The sequence below is a fragment of the Chelativorans sp. ZYF759 genome, assembly GCF_012911015.1.
GTDB lineage: Bacteria > Pseudomonadota > Alphaproteobacteria > Rhizobiales > Rhizobiaceae > ZYF759.
Genome location: NZ_WVVV01000010.1, coordinates 1 through 14527 on the forward strand (window position 1 = coordinate 1; position 14527 = coordinate 14527).

16 protein-coding genes are annotated in these 14527 nt (G+C 64.0%); 7 read left to right on the top strand and 9 right to left on the bottom strand.

The genetic code is table 11. The annotated features are described in order from the left end of the window. Positions 1-804 (top strand): polysaccharide biosynthesis protein (locus GRZ55_RS15950; protein ID WP_169287950.1); only part of this gene is annotated, 804 nt, incomplete at its 5' end. A gap of 25 nt (positions 805-829) precedes the next feature. On the opposite strand, the gene GRZ55_RS15955 is transcribed toward GRZ55_RS15950, so the two are convergent. Together GRZ55_RS15955 and GRZ55_RS15960 are read right to left on the bottom strand one after the other, a co-directional pair. After that, positions 830-1384 (bottom strand): sugar transferase, encoded by a 555-nt coding sequence (locus GRZ55_RS15955; protein ID WP_169287951.1) that lies wholly within the window; start codon positions 1382-1384, stop codon positions 830-832. After that, positions 1381-2388: an NAD-dependent epimerase/dehydratase family protein gene (locus GRZ55_RS15960; RefSeq protein ID WP_169287952.1), complete on the bottom strand. Its 1008-nt coding sequence runs from the start codon at positions 2386-2388 to the stop codon at positions 1381-1383. The genes GRZ55_RS15955 and GRZ55_RS15960 overlap by 4 nt, the downstream gene beginning before the upstream one ends. A gap of 148 nt (positions 2389-2536) precedes the next feature. Between GRZ55_RS15960 and GRZ55_RS15965 the strand changes: the two genes are divergently transcribed. Beyond that, positions 2537-3655 carry a DegT/DnrJ/EryC1/StrS aminotransferase family protein gene (locus tag GRZ55_RS15965; RefSeq protein WP_210257374.1) on the top strand — a complete coding sequence of 373 codons (1119 nt, stop codon included), beginning with the start codon at positions 2537-2539 and terminating at the stop codon, positions 3653-3655. Between the two features lie 29 nt (positions 3656-3684). Here the strand turns inward: GRZ55_RS15965 and GRZ55_RS15970 are convergent, their stop codons facing one another. From GRZ55_RS15970 to GRZ55_RS15980, 3 genes are all read right to left on the bottom strand, one after another. After that, a complete protein-coding gene (locus tag GRZ55_RS15970; RefSeq protein ID WP_169287954.1) occupies positions 3685-5058 on the bottom strand; it encodes a glutamate--cysteine ligase in 1374 nt (457 codons plus the stop codon). Between the two features lie 127 nt (positions 5059-5185). Then, complete coding sequence (locus tag GRZ55_RS15975; protein WP_169287955.1) at positions 5186-5920, bottom strand: 16S rRNA (uracil(1498)-N(3))-methyltransferase; 735 nt, start codon at positions 5918-5920, stop codon at positions 5186-5188. A gap of 31 nt (positions 5921-5951) precedes the next feature. Next, positions 5952-6599, bottom strand: coding sequence for a hypothetical protein (locus GRZ55_RS15980; protein ID WP_169287956.1), 648 nt, complete (start codon positions 6597-6599; stop codon positions 5952-5954). A 271-nt stretch (positions 6600-6870) separates the two neighbouring features. Here GRZ55_RS15980 and GRZ55_RS15985 point away from each other — a divergent pair, with 271 nt between their 5' ends. Continuing rightward, complete coding sequence (locus GRZ55_RS15985; protein WP_169287957.1) at positions 6871-7011, top strand: hypothetical protein; 141 nt, start codon at positions 6871-6873, stop codon at positions 7009-7011. Positions 7012-7015: 4 nt separating this feature from the next. Here GRZ55_RS15985 and GRZ55_RS15990 read toward each other — a convergent pair whose 3' ends face one another. Genes GRZ55_RS15990 through GRZ55_RS16005 form a run of 4 tightly spaced genes read right to left on the bottom strand, consistent with a single transcriptional unit; the run spans position 7016 to position 10640 of the window. After that, positions 7016-7756, bottom strand: a complete 741-nt coding sequence (locus GRZ55_RS15990; protein ID WP_169287958.1) for a metallophosphoesterase — start codon at positions 7754-7756, stop codon at positions 7016-7018. After that, positions 7757-8431, bottom strand: a complete 675-nt coding sequence (locus GRZ55_RS15995) for a lactate utilization protein (protein WP_169287959.1) — start codon at positions 8429-8431, stop codon at positions 7757-7759. It lies immediately after the preceding gene. Further along, complete coding sequence (locus tag GRZ55_RS16000; RefSeq protein ID WP_169287960.1) at positions 8428-9864, bottom strand: LutB/LldF family L-lactate oxidation iron-sulfur protein; 1437 nt, start codon at positions 9862-9864, stop codon at positions 8428-8430. Before GRZ55_RS16000 ends, GRZ55_RS15995 begins: the two co-directional genes overlap by 4 nt. Positions 9865-9866: 2 nt before the next feature. Next, positions 9867-10640, bottom strand: coding sequence for a (Fe-S)-binding protein (locus tag GRZ55_RS16005; protein ID WP_169287961.1), 774 nt, complete (start codon positions 10638-10640; stop codon positions 9867-9869). A 134-nt stretch (positions 10641-10774) separates the two neighbouring features. Here GRZ55_RS16005 and GRZ55_RS16010 point away from each other — a divergent pair, with 134 nt between their 5' ends. The 4 genes from GRZ55_RS16010 to GRZ55_RS16025 all read left to right on the top strand — a co-directional run bounded on the left by GRZ55_RS16010 (position 10775) and on the right by GRZ55_RS16025 (position 14512). Further along, on the top strand, positions 10775-12271 hold the full coding sequence (locus GRZ55_RS16010; RefSeq protein ID WP_169287962.1) for an FAD-linked oxidase C-terminal domain-containing protein: 1497 nt from the start codon (positions 10775-10777) through the stop codon (positions 12269-12271). A 104-nt stretch (positions 12272-12375) separates the two neighbouring features. Next, entirely contained in the window at positions 12376-12864 is a 489-nt protein-coding gene (locus tag GRZ55_RS16015) for a helix-turn-helix domain-containing protein (RefSeq protein WP_246734810.1), read from the top strand. A gap of 37 nt (positions 12865-12901) precedes the next feature. Then, a complete protein-coding gene (locus GRZ55_RS16020; protein WP_169287964.1) occupies positions 12902-14107 on the top strand; it encodes an FAD-binding protein in 1206 nt (401 codons plus the stop codon). 30 nt (positions 14108-14137) lie between these two features. Further along, the gene (locus GRZ55_RS16025) at positions 14138-14512 is read left to right on the top strand and encodes a hypothetical protein (RefSeq protein WP_169287965.1); all 375 of its coding nucleotides are present in this window, start codon (positions 14138-14140) and stop codon (positions 14510-14512) included. Positions 14513-14527: the final 15 nt, after the last annotated feature.

Here is a 14527-nt window from a genome sequence, read left to right on the forward strand (position 1 = left end):
TCCTTGGCCAATGAGGTCAGCAGCTTCATCATGATCTCGACCGACAAGGTGGTGAATCCGACCAATGTGATGGGTGCCTCCAAGCGCGCGGCCGAAAGCTACTGCCAGGCGCTCGACGTCCTTTCGACGAAGACCCGGTTCAAAACCGTCCGGTTCGGGAACGTGCTGGGATCCAACGGCTCGGTCGTCCCGCGTTTCCAGAAACAGATCGAGGCGGGCGGCCCGGTCACCGTCACGCATCCCAACGTCATGCGTTTCTTCATGACCATTCCCGAAGCCGTCAGTCTCGTGCTTCACGCCTGTGCGCATGCGGAGAGCAAGGAGTCGGAACGCGGCAAGATCATGGTCCTGGACATGGGCAAGCCGGTGCGCATCGCCGACCTCGCCGCCCGGATGGTCCAGCTCGCCGGATTCCGTCCGGGCATCGACATCGACATCGTCTATTCCGGGCTGCGTCCGGGCGAAAAGCTGGTCGAGGAACTGTTCGATCCGAGCGAGGCGCGCAATGGCCAGACCGAAGAGGGCTATATGCTGGCCGCGCCGCGCTTCGCCGACCGCAAGCTGTTGTCGGAGACGTTCCGCAAGATCGAGGAGCACGCCGCCGCCGAACAAACCGAGCGTGCCATGCGGCTTCTCGAACATGTTGTCCCCGAATTCCGCCGGTGGGTTCGCGAAAGGCAGGGGGACGAGGTTTCGGCAAAACCGACCGATGGCATCATCACCATCGACAAAAGGCTTGGTGAAACCAGCCGACCGGCGGGCGAGGGCGTCACGCCGACTTCGCCACCACCGGCCCAGGTGTAACGCCAACCATTGAAGCGCGGCGTCCCTAGTGGCGCACGCGGTCACCGCGTCCAGCGCCGATCAGCGTGGCCAGAATAAGCCGCAGATCCTCCAGTATCGAAACGCGCTCGAGATAGGCGGCATCAGCCTCCGCCAGACGTTTGGGATCGGACATGTCGATGCCGGCGACTTGGGCGACGCCGGTTATGCCGGGCCGAAGTGCATAGAGACCCCGTTCCCGCCGCGCCTGAATGAGTTCCACCTGTGAGGGCAGGCACGGCCTGGGTCCCACGAAGCTCATCTCGCCCCTTATGATGTTCCACAATTGGGGAAGCTCATCGAGTTTCAGCCGTCGTAGCCATCTGCCGATTGGCGTCACTGCAGAGGCGGGTGTCTCGTGACTCGGAGCGACGCGTGTCTCGACATGCATCGTCCTCAGCTTGAGACAGGTGAAGGGCTCTTCGTCCCGGCCAATGCGGGTCTGGCGCAGGATCATAGGTCCCGGGGATGTGAGGCGAATGGCCAGCATGCAGATCAGCACGACGGGTGCGGCCAAGGGCAATCCCACAACCGCCAGGAAGAGGTCCAGACCCCGCTTCATGAATGCGACCCATCTGGGGAGGCGGCCCTTTGACGGATGAATCCGGCGCCGGAGAGACGAATGCTCGCGCGCAGGTCTTCCGTGCTGCCATCGAAACCGAATGTCTGCAGATACCGTGTGTCGTCCACCACGAGATTGCCCAGCAGTCCATCCGCGCGGCGACCGCCGCCGATCGCCCCAAAAACCATGCGTATCAGGGATGGGGGACACGGAAGCAGTCTCGGGCCCATCTGCATGCCGGCGCGAAGTTCGGTCACGATATCTCTCAGAGAGGCGGGCATATCTTCCGCAACACAGTAATTGCCCGCAGTCTCGATCGGCCATTCGCGGTTGCAGAGCTCGCTGACCCGGGCGGCCAATGCCTGGACACTGATCAGCGACCGCCTGTTGTCGACACTGCGAAACGGCAGAGGCGCGCCACTGGCAGCCAGGCGCTGCAGCGCACGCCAGTTCCCGGGCGCATCGGCACCGATGATCAGCGGCGGACGCAGCGATATGGCCACCATGCCGCCCCGTTCGGCCGCCAGTGCTTGCTCGGCTTCCAGTTTCGAGCGCCCATAGGCCGTGTCGGGGCGCCATCCCGACGTCGCGTCGTCGACGACTACCCCAGCCGCATTTGGCGTGACCGCGGCAAGGCTGCTGATGTGGATGAAGTTCGCAATGCCGGCATTGCGCGCCGCACGAGCGAGATGCGCGGTCGCGGCTGCATTCGCGCGCATGAAGGCGGTTTCCGCTTCCGTTCCCTTGCCTGGTGCGAGATGGGCGAGCCCGGCCGCGTGAACCACCGAGCGGTGACCCGAGACAAGCTTCTCCAGCCCGCTCGCATTCTCGATCGGACCGGTCGTGAGAAGCGTCAGGCGCGGGTCGGACCACAAACGCTGGGGGCAGGTTCGCCGGTCACGTATGGCCAGTGTAAGAGAGAAGCCGTCCTCCAGCAGCCGGGCCACGAGATGGCGGCCAACAAATCCGGTGGCTCCGGTGAGGAAGATGTGCGACCCGCTCATGGCTGAGAGTTATTCGTCGCTGCCGCCGCGCCTGTCAATCGAACGCGGCCGACGGCCCGCGTTGCCTTGACCTGATGCTTGTTGTATTCCACCGGCCGGCCTCGCAGGCGCACGCCCGCGAGAGCATCCCCAGCAGCGGATGATTTTAATGACCCTTCCTTTCATCGATCTCGGCGCCCAGCAGGCGCGCCTTCGGCCCGCTCTCGACCAGGCCATTGCCCGTGTTCTCGATGGCGGGCAATACGTCATGGGCCCCGAAGTGGGGAAGCTGGAAAAGCAACTGGCCGCCTTCTGTGGCGCGCGCCATGCGCTGGGCTGCGCCAACGGGACGGATTCGTTGCAGCTGGCCCTGATGGCGCTCGGCGTGAAGCAGGGAGATGCCGTCTTTGTCCCCACTTTCACCTTTGCTGCCACCGCGGAAGTGGTAGCGCTTGTCGGGGCGACGCCGGTTCTCGTGGATGTCCGCTCCGACACCTTCAACATGGATTCCGAGAGCCTCAAACGCGCCATCGGCGCCGCGCGCGACACGGGCCTCAACCCGGCCTGCGTGATCCCCGTCGATCTTTTCGGCCTGCCGGCCGATTATGACGAACTCACCGCCATTGCCCGCGAGAATCGCATGAGCGTGATCAGTGACAGCGCGCAAGGGTTCGGCGCCAGCTATAACGGCCGTATCACTGGCTCGATCGGCGACATCGCAACCACATCCTTCTTTCCGGCCAAGCCGCTCGGCTGTTACGGCGATGGTGGCGCGGTCTTCACCGAAAGCGACGAATTGGCCGAACTCATCGATTCGTTGCGCAACCACGGCAAGGGGACGCACCGCTACCTCTACGATCGTGTCGGCATCAACAGCCGCCTCGACACGCTTCAGGCGGCGATCCTGATCGAAAAGCTGGCGGTCTACGCCGATGAGATCGAGAAGCGGCAGGAGGTGGCGTTACGCTACACCAATGCGTTGTCGAACCGCTTCGAGACGCCACACATCCCCGATGGGCTGACGAGCGTCTGGGCGCAATACACCATCAAGACACGGTCGCGCGAAGAACGCGATGCACTTCAGGCCCGCGCCACGGCTGCCGGGATTCCGACCGTCGTGTACTATCCACTCTCCCTGCACAGGCAGAAGGCCTATCAGGACTGTCCGATCGACCCGGCCGGGCTTGCCGTCAGCGACGATCTGGCCGAGCGCGTTGTCAGCCTCCCGATGCACGCCTACCTTCAGGCCGAGGATCAGGAACGCGTGATCGCCGCGGTGATCGGCTGAACCGCCGGCTGCGCGCCGACGCGCCATGATCAATAGGCGTATTCGAGGAAGACGGGCTCGATGGAGCCGCCCCAGCGCGTGTGGAAAGCGCGCACCATCTCCTGGGCGCTGGTCGTCCCGCGCGCGACCGCCTCTTCGAGCGGCGCAAGAAAGCCGGTCTCGTCGACGCCCTCGTTGTTGACGCGGTTGCGATTGGTAAGTCCGAGACGGGATATCTCCAGCACCTCCCGCGCAATCTCATTGAGCCGGCGGTTGCGAAAGGCCGTGTCGAGCCCTTCGACCGGTACCGCGTTGCGCATGGCCTCGACCTCCTCGACCGACCAGTCGCGGGTCAGTTCCTCGGCCTGGCCGAGCGCCTCGTCGTCATAGAGAAGCCCTACCCAGAATGCCGGCAGCGCGCAGATACGCCGCCACGGACCGCCATCCGCCCCGCGCATTTCGAGAAACCGCTTCAGCCTGACATCCGGGAACATTGTCGACAGATGGTTTGCCCAGTCTCCCATAGTGGGCGTGCCGTCGGGCACCGTGTCCTTCAGCGCGCCGGCCATGAACTGGCGGAAGGTGACGTGGGTGCAATCGAAATAGCGGCCATCGCGGATGAGGAAATACATCGGCACGTCGAGCGCCCATTCGACATAGTCGGAAAAGCCGAAACCGGGCGAAAAGACGAAGGGCAACAGGCCCGATCGCTGGTTGTCGGTGTCGCGCCAGATATCGCCGCGCCAGGACTGCAGCCCGTTCGGACGGCCTTCCGTAAAGGGCGAATTGGCAAACAGCGCGGTCGACAGCGGCTGCAGCTTCATCGACACCTGCATCTTGCGGCGCATGTCGGCTTCCGACTCGAAGTCGAGATTCACCTGGATCGTGCAGGTGCGATACATCATGTCGAGGCCCTGCGTGCCGACCTTGGGCATGTAGGCGGTCATGATGTCATAGCGCGATTTCGGCATTCGCGGTGTTTCGGCCAGCGTCCATTTCGGGCTGCCGCCAAGCCCGAGGAAGCGGATGCCGAGCGGCTCGGCGATCTGGCGAAGCTGCGCCAGATGGGCGTTGCCCTCGCGGCAGGTCTGGTGAAGCGTCTCGACCGGCGCGCCCGACAGTTCGAACTGGCCGCCGGGCTCCAGGCTGATGGCACCCTGCCCGGTAGGTTCGACCAGGCCGATGACATGGCCGGCATCGATGATCGGATCCCAGCCGAGCGTTTTCTGCATGCCCTCGAGCAGCGCCTTGATGCCCCTGTCGCCGCCATAGGGGACAGGGCTGTTGCCGTCGACATAGAAAGGGAATTTCTCGTGCTCGGTGCCGATCCGCCATTGATCGCGCGGCTTGCAGCCTTCGGCCATGTATTCGACCAGTTCGTCCTGGCTGTCGATCGCCCGGGAGTCGGTGGTATCGCGCGCCATCAGGAAACCTCTCGAAGCGGCCGGCGAAAGCCTGGGAGCGCGCTTGATGGACGAAAGCGCAGCGCGCGATCAAGCGAAAAATTGTGACACATCATCAAGCCTTGCTGAACGGGAAGGGCCAGGAAGCCTACCAGTCGCCGATGGTAGCCTGGATAAGTGCCAGCGCGGCGACCGCCGCGGTGTCGGCGCGCAGGATGCGGGGTCCGAGCGGGATGGCCGTGACGTAGGGCAATGCGTGCAACTGGCGGCGCTCTTCGTCGGAGAAACCGCCTTCCGGCCCGACGATCAGGCCGAGCTTGCGCTTCCCGATGGTCTTGAGGATCGGCAGCGGATTGTTCGTGCCACTCGCCTCGTCGCAGAAGATCAGACTGCGGTCGGGATCCCAGTCGGCCAGCAAGCGGTCGAACTTCACCATCTCCCGGACCGGCGGGACGGCCAGGATGCCACATTGCTCGGCGGCCTCCAGCGCGTTCGCCTCCAGCCTTTCGCGCCCGATCTTCGAGAGTTGGGTATGGTGAGTCTGCACGGGCTGCAGCACGCCGGCGCCCATCTCGACAGCCTTCTGCACCAGATAGTCGAGCCGACCGGCCTTGATCGGCGCGAAGGCATAGACGAGATCGGGCGGGGAGGGCTGGGGACATGTCTGCTCGACGATGTCGAGAGAAACCGTCTTCTTCTCCAGCACAGCGATCCGGGCCAGCCACTCGCCGTGGCGGCCGTTGAAGAGCAGCACGTCTGCACCCTCGCGCATGCGCAGGACGGTGCCGAGATAATGAGCCTGTTCGCGACCAAGGCTGATCGTCCCGCCACTTGCGAGATCGCCCTCAACGAAAAGCCGCTGCATCTTGTAGTTGGCGCGCATGCGGGGCACATGCGCGAGGAGAGGCTCCCGGTCAAGCCCGAGCCGTCTCGTGCCAGACCGGCCGATAGCCGCTGCGAAGAGCCGCAAGCGTCGAGACCGGCGTCAGAAGGCGGATGTCCGACGGTTCCACGTCCGATACGTCCACGCGGCGCAAATAGCCCTCATGGGACCATCGCAGGAGCCTGCCGCCGCGCACGGCGAAGGGGTGGCTGCCAACTGCAATCATTGCCCCGTCGGGCAGCGAGACGACATCTCCAGGCTTCACGACCGGACCCTGCCCGCCCGAAACGAGCCTTTCGCCATGCAGCTTTCTGTCCAGATCCGGCAGTCGCAGTTGCGGCTCGTCAACACCGATCCGGCAGTCCGCCACGAACGCCTTTGCGGCCTCACGTCGACAGGCAAAGCACGGCCGGTGCCCCGCCGCGAGCGCGGTCACCTCGTCCAGGAAGAACAGTTCGGTCCACCCCGTGCCACCACCAGGGCCGTTCCTGCCCCAGACATCGCGCCGTCTGCCCTTCCAGTGCAGATTGCAGATGATCCACGCCCTGGTCGTCCAGCGCCGTTGCAAGAGGGTGCGGGTATCGGGATCGTGGATGATCCCGCGATTGCCCGTGAACAACCCTCGCGCCGGCGTGGTGCTCAGCATGCCGAACGGGTCGACCCTGTTGCAAAGTGGCATGGTGCGGAACTCTTCCTCAAGGGCGTTGCAATTCTGCCACTCGACTTCTCAATCGCGCTCGCGACCCGTGCAACGGCTGGTGTTTCGGGCGCCGGCAACATAGATACCGCGACGCTTCGGGTCGGGTTTGTCCGGCTGCGGGGCGCTTTCCAAAGCCCAACCATCGGAACCAGCCTGTGCCGGGCACGTTGAACCGGCAAGCAAGTGACAACCGGCAACCAAATGGTAACCGGTCGGTGACAATGGTAGACCAAATTTTAACGAGATCGAAATGACCCCCGTTCGAGCAGCCTTCCTTTCCTTGTTCATGCTTTCCGGCATCGTGCTGTGGGGAGCTGGCATCTATTCCGCCGACGCGGCAGGCGAGCATCTGGTCATCGACGGCTACGGCGTATCCGCTACCACGCGCTGAGCGCTCATAGCGGCTCCGTCTGGATGAGCCGCTTTTCTTTCCCTTCGAATACCATCGAAGTCAGTATTCCGCTCTCATAGGCAAGCGTGTCCAGATTGACGCGGTTGGGCAGAATGTCCGGCGCGCCGACGGGTGTATGCCCATGGACGATCACCTTCGGATGCAGCGCCTCGTGCCGATGGAACTCCTTGCGTATCCATACGAGGTCGTCGGGGCTTTGCGCTTCGAGCGCTATGCCGGGGCGGATTCCGGCATGGCACAGGAAGAAGTCCCCATATGCCGACGAATAGGGCAGCGTATCCAGAAATTCCAAATGGCTTTCCGGTATCGCCGATCGCAAGGCGGCATGGGCCTGAGCCGCGTCGGCATAGGCACCGAGATCGACGCCATATGACAGGGCGTTTTCGCGGCCGCCGAAATTGATGAAGTTCGCCCACTCCGAAATGTCTTTCAGGAAAAAGGCGAACCGCTCGTCGTGGTTTCCCATCAGCGCGACATGCCGAGCGTCGTCGGCAATGCGCTCCAGCAGGAAGTCGATGACGCCTTTGCTGTCGGAACCGCGGTCGACATAGTCGCCGAGATGGACGACCCGCCAATCAGACGGGCGGTCGCGCAGCAGTTCCGCATCGATGCGTTCGTGGATACGCTTGAGAAGATCCGCGCGCCCGTGCACGTCGCCGATCGCATAAAGCCGCATGCCGTCCGGCGCCGCAGCGTCCGCGAAATGGATGCCTGGCACCGACATTCAGCCCTCCACCACGATCAGATGCAGCGATCGCGGGCCATGGGCTCCCAGGAGCAGCCTCTGCTCGATGTCGGCCGATCGTGACGGCCCGGTGATCATGTTGACCGTTCGCGGCATTTCTCCGCGCCCGAACTTGCGACGGACCCGACCCAGCGCCGTCTCCAGGTCGCCCACGATATCCTTGGCCTCGATCACCACGATATGGTGTTCCGGCAGGAAGTTCACGGTGGTCGGGTTGTCCGCCCCGGAATGCAGAACCACGCTTCCCGTTTCCGCGATGCCAGCAAAGGCATGGCTGACGCCGGTCAGATCGTCCCCGTCGGAGGCGCCATATCGAACCGTCAGCGACCTCTGTCGTTGCCAGGGCATGGCTTTCAGACGGCGGTCGGAGCCCATGCGCAGCTCGGCCGGCAGGTTCTTGGCCCGCAGATAGGCAGCCACCGCTGCCGGTACGCCCTCGGGTCCCCTTACCTTCACGAGCGTGGCATGCACCGCCTCCGCTTCGGTGCAGAAGAGATGCAGTTTTTCTGCTGCGCTGCCCTGACCGCGCGCCGGGATGACCCCTTTCGGGGGGCGGGCAAGCCTCTTCTCGACGGCTTGAAGACGCATTGCGTCGTCGCTGTCGGCGCCAAGCGCGCGGCGGACCCTTCCCAGAATGGCGTCGCGACCGCTCATCGTCCCGCATCCTGCTTGAGCGTCTCGCGGTCACGCCATTGCTGCATGAAGGTGCGGCTTTCGGGCGCCGGCATTTCGCGGTGGCGCGTCCAGCCGCCGGCCAGCGGCAGCCAGCCAAGGCGCCGCTTTCGGCCGCCCAGCGCGGCCAGGAACGGGATGACCAGCCCCGCACCCAGCTTGTAGAGGCGGGGGCGCCTGGCGAAAAAGGCCCAGAAGCGGAGCCCGAAACGCTGTGCCGCCGGGTTGAGGCGGCGCTCGAACTCGCGCTCTCGCCAGTTTCGCATCATCCTCGGCAGCGGGATCCGCATCGGACATACTTCCTCGCAACGCCCGCAGAAGGTCGAGGCGTTGGGCAGGTGTCCGGCCTTGTCGACGCCGATGAGCGAAGGGGTCAACACCGCGCCCATGGGACCGGGATAGACCCATCCATAGGCGTGTCCGCCGACCGCATGATAGACCGGACAGTGGTTCATGCAGGCACCGCACCGGATGCAGCGCAGCATGTCCTGGAACTCGGTGCCCAGCATCGAGGACCGGCCGTTATCGAGCAGGATGACGTGATATTCCTCCGGCCCGTCGGGATCTCCCTTGCGGCGGGGACCCGTCGAGACCGTGGTATAGACGCTCGTCTCCTGGCCGGTGGCGGAACGTGCCAGCACGCGCAGGATCTGGCTGGCATCCTCCAGCGTGGGCACGACTTTCTCGATGGACGCCACGACCACATGAACCTTCGGCAGCGCCTGCGTCAGGTCGCCATTGCCTTCATTGGTGACGATGATCGACGAACCTGTCTCGGCAACCAGAAAATTTGCGCCGGTTATGCCCACATCCGCCGTCACATATTCCTTGCGCAGCACCATGCGCGCTTCGTTGAGAAGCGCCTCCGGTTCGGAAAGGTCCCGCGCAACGGGAAGATGATCGTGCACCCGGCGGAAGTCCATCTCCACCTGCTCCTTATTGAGATGGACGGCAGGCGCGATGATGTGGCTCGGGTGCTCGCCACGCAGCTGGATGATGTACTCGCCGAGATCGGTCTCGACCGGTCGGATTCCGTTCTCGGCCAGGAAATCGTTGAGCGCGATCTCCTCCGTGATCATGGACTTGCCCTTGGTGACGCTGCGGGCTCTTGCCGCCTGGCAGATGTCCAGCACGATGTTGCGTGCGTCCTCCGCCGTTTCCGCCCAGTGCACGCGGCCGCCGGACGCCGTGACCTTGCGCTCGTAAGCCTCCAGATAGAAATCGAGATGGGAGAGCGTGTGGTCCTTGATCCGCTTGGCCTCGTCGCGCAAGGCGTCGAATTCCGGCAGACGGTCTGTCGCCTTCTTGCGTTTGTCGATGAAGCCGCGGCGCACGTTGCCGAGCGCCTTCTGCAGCTGGACATCGCCGAGCGCATCGTGGGCATTCTGTTTGAAGGCGGGCGAGCCGATTTGCATGGTCAGCCGCTGCCTCCTATTGGCGGGGTATCGGTCATGCCGGCCAGCACTTCCGCCACATGCCTCGTCTCGACCTTCGAGCCGTCCCGCTTCAGCTTGCCCGCCATGTTCATGAGGCAGCCGAGATCACCCGCGAGAAGAAGCTCGGCGCCCGTCGCCTCGACATTGCGGACCTTCTTTTCCACGATGGCGTTCGAGATCTCCGAATATTTGACGCAGAAGGTCCCGCCGAAGCCGCAGCAGGCATCGGCATCCGGCAATTCGCTCAGGGCGAGCCCGTCGACGCTCGACAGAAGCGCGCGCGGCTGGGCGCGAATGCCCAGCTCCCGCAGGCCCGAGCAGGAATCGTGGTAGGTCGCGCGGGCATCGAGCCGGGCGTGAACCGCAACCATGCCCCTCTCGTCGGAGAGGAAGGAGACGAGTTCGTGCACCTTGGCGGCGAAGGCCTCGGCCCGGGCCGTCCATTTCGCATCATCCCTGAAGAGACCGGGATAGTGCTTTTTCAGCATGCTGGCGCAGGAGCCCGATGGGGCCACCACATAATCGTAATCCTCGAAGGCTGCGATGGTGTTTTCGGCGATGGCGCGGGCATCCTTCCGGTCGCCGGAATTGTAGGCTGGCTGGCCGCAGCAGGTCTGGGCAACGGGCACATCCACCGTACAGCCGGCCTGCTCGATGAGACGGATGGCCGCGAACCCGACCGTAGGGCGGAACAGATCAACCAGACAGGTGACAAACAGACCGACGCGGGGTTTCGAAATGATGTTATCGTGCACTTCCGGTCCTGTTCAGCCCCGCTTGGGCATGGATAATTGGTCGTTTTGGCGTTTCACAGCGGTCGAAGGCTCTTTTATAAGGGCACAAGCGGAAGCACGAAAGCAATTCCGGGTGAATACGGAGGAGGTCGATCATGTCAGGCCCGGCAATGCCGAAACCCGACCAGGCGACACTGGCGCGGCGTGAAGAGATCGTCGCCGACATGCGCGTCATCGTGCCTGGGGAAGGTGTCGTCGACGCCGTCAATTCCATGCGCGCCTTCGAGAGCGACGGCCTGACCGCCTATCGGCAATTGCCGCTGGTCGTGGTGTTGCCGGAGACGACGGCGCAGGTCTCGCGCATCCTCAAATATTGCTCGGACCGCAATATCCGCGTCGTGCCGCGCGGTTCGGGCACCTCGTTGTCGGGTGGCGCGCTGCCGCTCGAAGATGCGGTTCTGCTCGTGATGAGTCGCTTCAACCGCATTCTCGACATCGACTACGCCAACCGCGCGGTCGTCGCCCAGCCGGGCGTTACCAATCTCGGCATCACCAAGGCGGTCGAGGAGGAGGGCTTCTATTATGCCCCCGACCCATCGTCGCAGATCGCCTGTTCGATCGGCGGCAACGTGGCAGAGAATTCCGGTGGCGTGCACTGCCTCAAATACGGGCTGACGGCCAACAACGTGCTCGGCATCGAGATGGTGCTTATGGATGGCGAGGTGGTGCGGCTCGGCGGCAAGCATCTCGATGCGGAGGGATATGACCTGCTTGGCCTGATGACCGGATCGGAGGGCCTGCTCGGCGTCGTCACCGAAGTGACGGTGCGCATCCTGCAGGCGCCGGAGACCGCGCGCGCCATGCTGGTCGGTTTTCCGTCCAGCGAGGAGGCGGGCCAGTGCGTGGCCGACATCATCGGCGTAGGCATCATCCCTGGCGGCATGGAGATGATGGATCGTCCGGCCATCCACGCCGCGGAAGATTTTGTCCATGCGGGCTATCCGCTGGACGTGGAGGCGCTGCTGATCGTCGAACTGGACGGGCCACAGGCCGAAGTCGACCATCTGCTCTCACGTGTTGAAGAGATTGCAGCGAAGAACGGAGCCACCACCAGCCGCGTCTCGAATTCCGACACCGAGCGTGCCGCCTTCTGGGCGGGGCGCAAGGCTGCCTTCCCGGCCGTGGGTCGCATTTCGCCCGACTATTACTGCATGGACGGCACCATCCCGCGCAAGGAACTGCCCAAGGTGCTGGCCGGCATGCGCGAGATGTCGGAGAAATACGGGCTCCGGGTCGCCAATGTCTTTCATGCCGGCGACGGCAACCTGCACCCGCTCATCCTCTACGACGCCAACCAGCCCGGCGAGCTCGAGCGCGCGGAGGATTTCGGCGCTGATATCCTGAAGCTGTGTGTGGCCGTGGGCGGCGTCCTGACCGGCGAACATGGTGTCGGCGTGGAAAAGCGCGACCTGATGCCGGAGATGTTTACAGAGGCAGACCTGAACCAGCAGATCCGCGTCAAATGCGCCTTCGACCCGGAGCACCTGCTCAACCCCGGCAAGGTCTTCCCGCAGCTCCATCGCTGCGCGGAACTTGGCCGTATGCATATCCACCGCGGCAAGATGCCGTTTCCCGACATTCCAAGGTTTTGAGAGGAATGCTGTTCAATCAACGCATTCTGGAAGGGATAGCGCACGGAGACGTAACCCTCGCTTTTCGGCGTTGGAAGCGGCAACAGATCCGGCCGGGCACGCGGTTGCGTACCGCCCTCGGCGAAGTGCGCATCGGAGAGGTTCGTCAAGTGGAAGAGACGGCGGTAAGCGAGGATGACGCGCGGCAGGCCGGCTTCGATTCGCTGGCAGGCCTTTGGCGCGACCTTCGCGAAGGCGAAGACCGTCGGCTGTTCCGCATCGCCATCGACGGCCTCGCGCAGGACACCCGAGTGGCCTTGCGGGAGGATGCCGTCCTGGGTGCCGAAGAGACATCTGCACTGACCAAGAAACTTGCGCGCTGGGACAAGGCCAACGGCTCTGACGGCTATCACCGCCGCGTCCTGCAATCGATCGCTGGAAAGCCCGCCACGCCGGCGGTCGAACTGGCAAAGCTGCTTGACGTGGAAAAGTTGAAACTGAAGCGCGACATCCGCAAGCTGAAGGAAATTGGCCTCACGGAGAGCCTCAAGGTCGGGTACCGGCTGTCGCCACGAGGAAGGACGTTCCTAACAATGTCGGAGTCCGCTCGATGACACTCCCTTTGGCGAAACCGCGTAAGACCCGGCCCGCATGACCACCTTCACCCCCACCTCAGCAACCGAAGTGCTCGACACCGTCGCCTGGGCCGTCTCGGAGGAAGCGCCGCTCGAAATCCTTGGCCACGGCTCAAAGCGCGGGATCGGTCGCCCGGCGCAGACCGAGCACGTCATCGACCTGTCGCAGTTGACGGGGATCACGCTTTACGAGCCGGAAGAGCTGGTGCTGTCGGCCCGTGCCGGCACGCCGCTGGCCGAGATCGAGGCGCTGCTGTCGGACAATCGCCAGGAACTGGCTTTTGAGCCCATGGATTATGGCCCGCTGCTTGGCGGCGAGGCCGGGCGCGGTACGATCGGCGGTGCGCTGATGAGTAACCTGTCCGGCCCCCGCCGCATCAAGACGGGTGCGGCGCGCGACCATGTGCTCGGCATTCATGCGGTCTCGGGTCGCGGTGAGGCCTTCAAATCGGGCGGGCGCGTGGTGAAGAACGTCACCGGCTATGATCTCTCCAAGGGGCTTGCCGGCTCCTGGGGGACCTTGGCGGTGGCCACCGACGTGACCTTCAAGGTGCTGCCGGCGGCCGAGACCGAGACCTCGGTCGCCGTGCGTGGCCTGACCGACGAACAGGCAGCCTTCGCCATGGCCGCCGCGATGGGCTCGAGCGCGGAAGTATCCGGTGCGGCGCACCTGCCCGAAACCGTCACCGGGAAGGTGATCGACGGCGCGTTGAAGGGCATGGCCTCGACGTTGTTCAGAATCGAGGGGTTCGGCCCATCGGTGGATTACCGCGTTGACAGCCTGAAGCACCTACTGGCGAGCCAGGGCGAGATCGACACGCTTCCACCCGAGACGTCACGTCTTCTGTGGCGCGAAATCCGTGATTGCAGACCTTTTTCCACCGCTCATGGCAAGCCGCTCTGGCGGGTGTCGATGACACCGTCGCAAGGTCATGCCATGGTCATGGCGCTGCGGATGCGCACGGCCGCCGATGTGTTCTACGACTGGCAGGGCGGGCTTATCTGGATCCAGATGGACGTCGAGCCTGGCGCCGAACTGCTGCGCGGGCTGGTTGCCGCAAATGGCGGCGGCCACGCCACCCTGGTGCGGGCCGCGCCTTCGGTCCGGGCCGCGGTGCCGGTGTTTCAACCGCAGCCTCCGGCGCTGGCGGCGTTGTCCGCCCGCCTGAAGGAACAGTTCGATCCGAAAGGCGTGCTCAATCCGGGCCGCATGCAGGGCTGACAGAAGATATCGCGAACTCAGGAGGGACAGATGAGCGAGCAGTACAACGCACCGACACCCCAAAAGGCGGGCTGGTTCGATCCGGGTCCTGCCAATGTGCAGGCCATCTACATCCTGTATCTAGTCGGTTTCGTCGTTGGCATCACGGCGATCGTCGGCCTCGTGATGGCCTACATGAACCGAGGCAGAGCGGGGGGCTGGATCGAAACCCACTACACCTGGGCAATCCGCACATTCTGGATCGGTCTCCTGGGCGCCATCGTCTCCGCCATCCTGACGATCGTGGCCATCGGCGTGGTCCTGATGTTTGCGCTGGCCATCTGGGTCATCGTGCGTGTCGTGATCGGATTGCAGGCCGTCAGCCGCGGCGAGCCGATCAAGAACCCGCAAAGTTGGATGCTCTAGGAGCAATGATCGAAT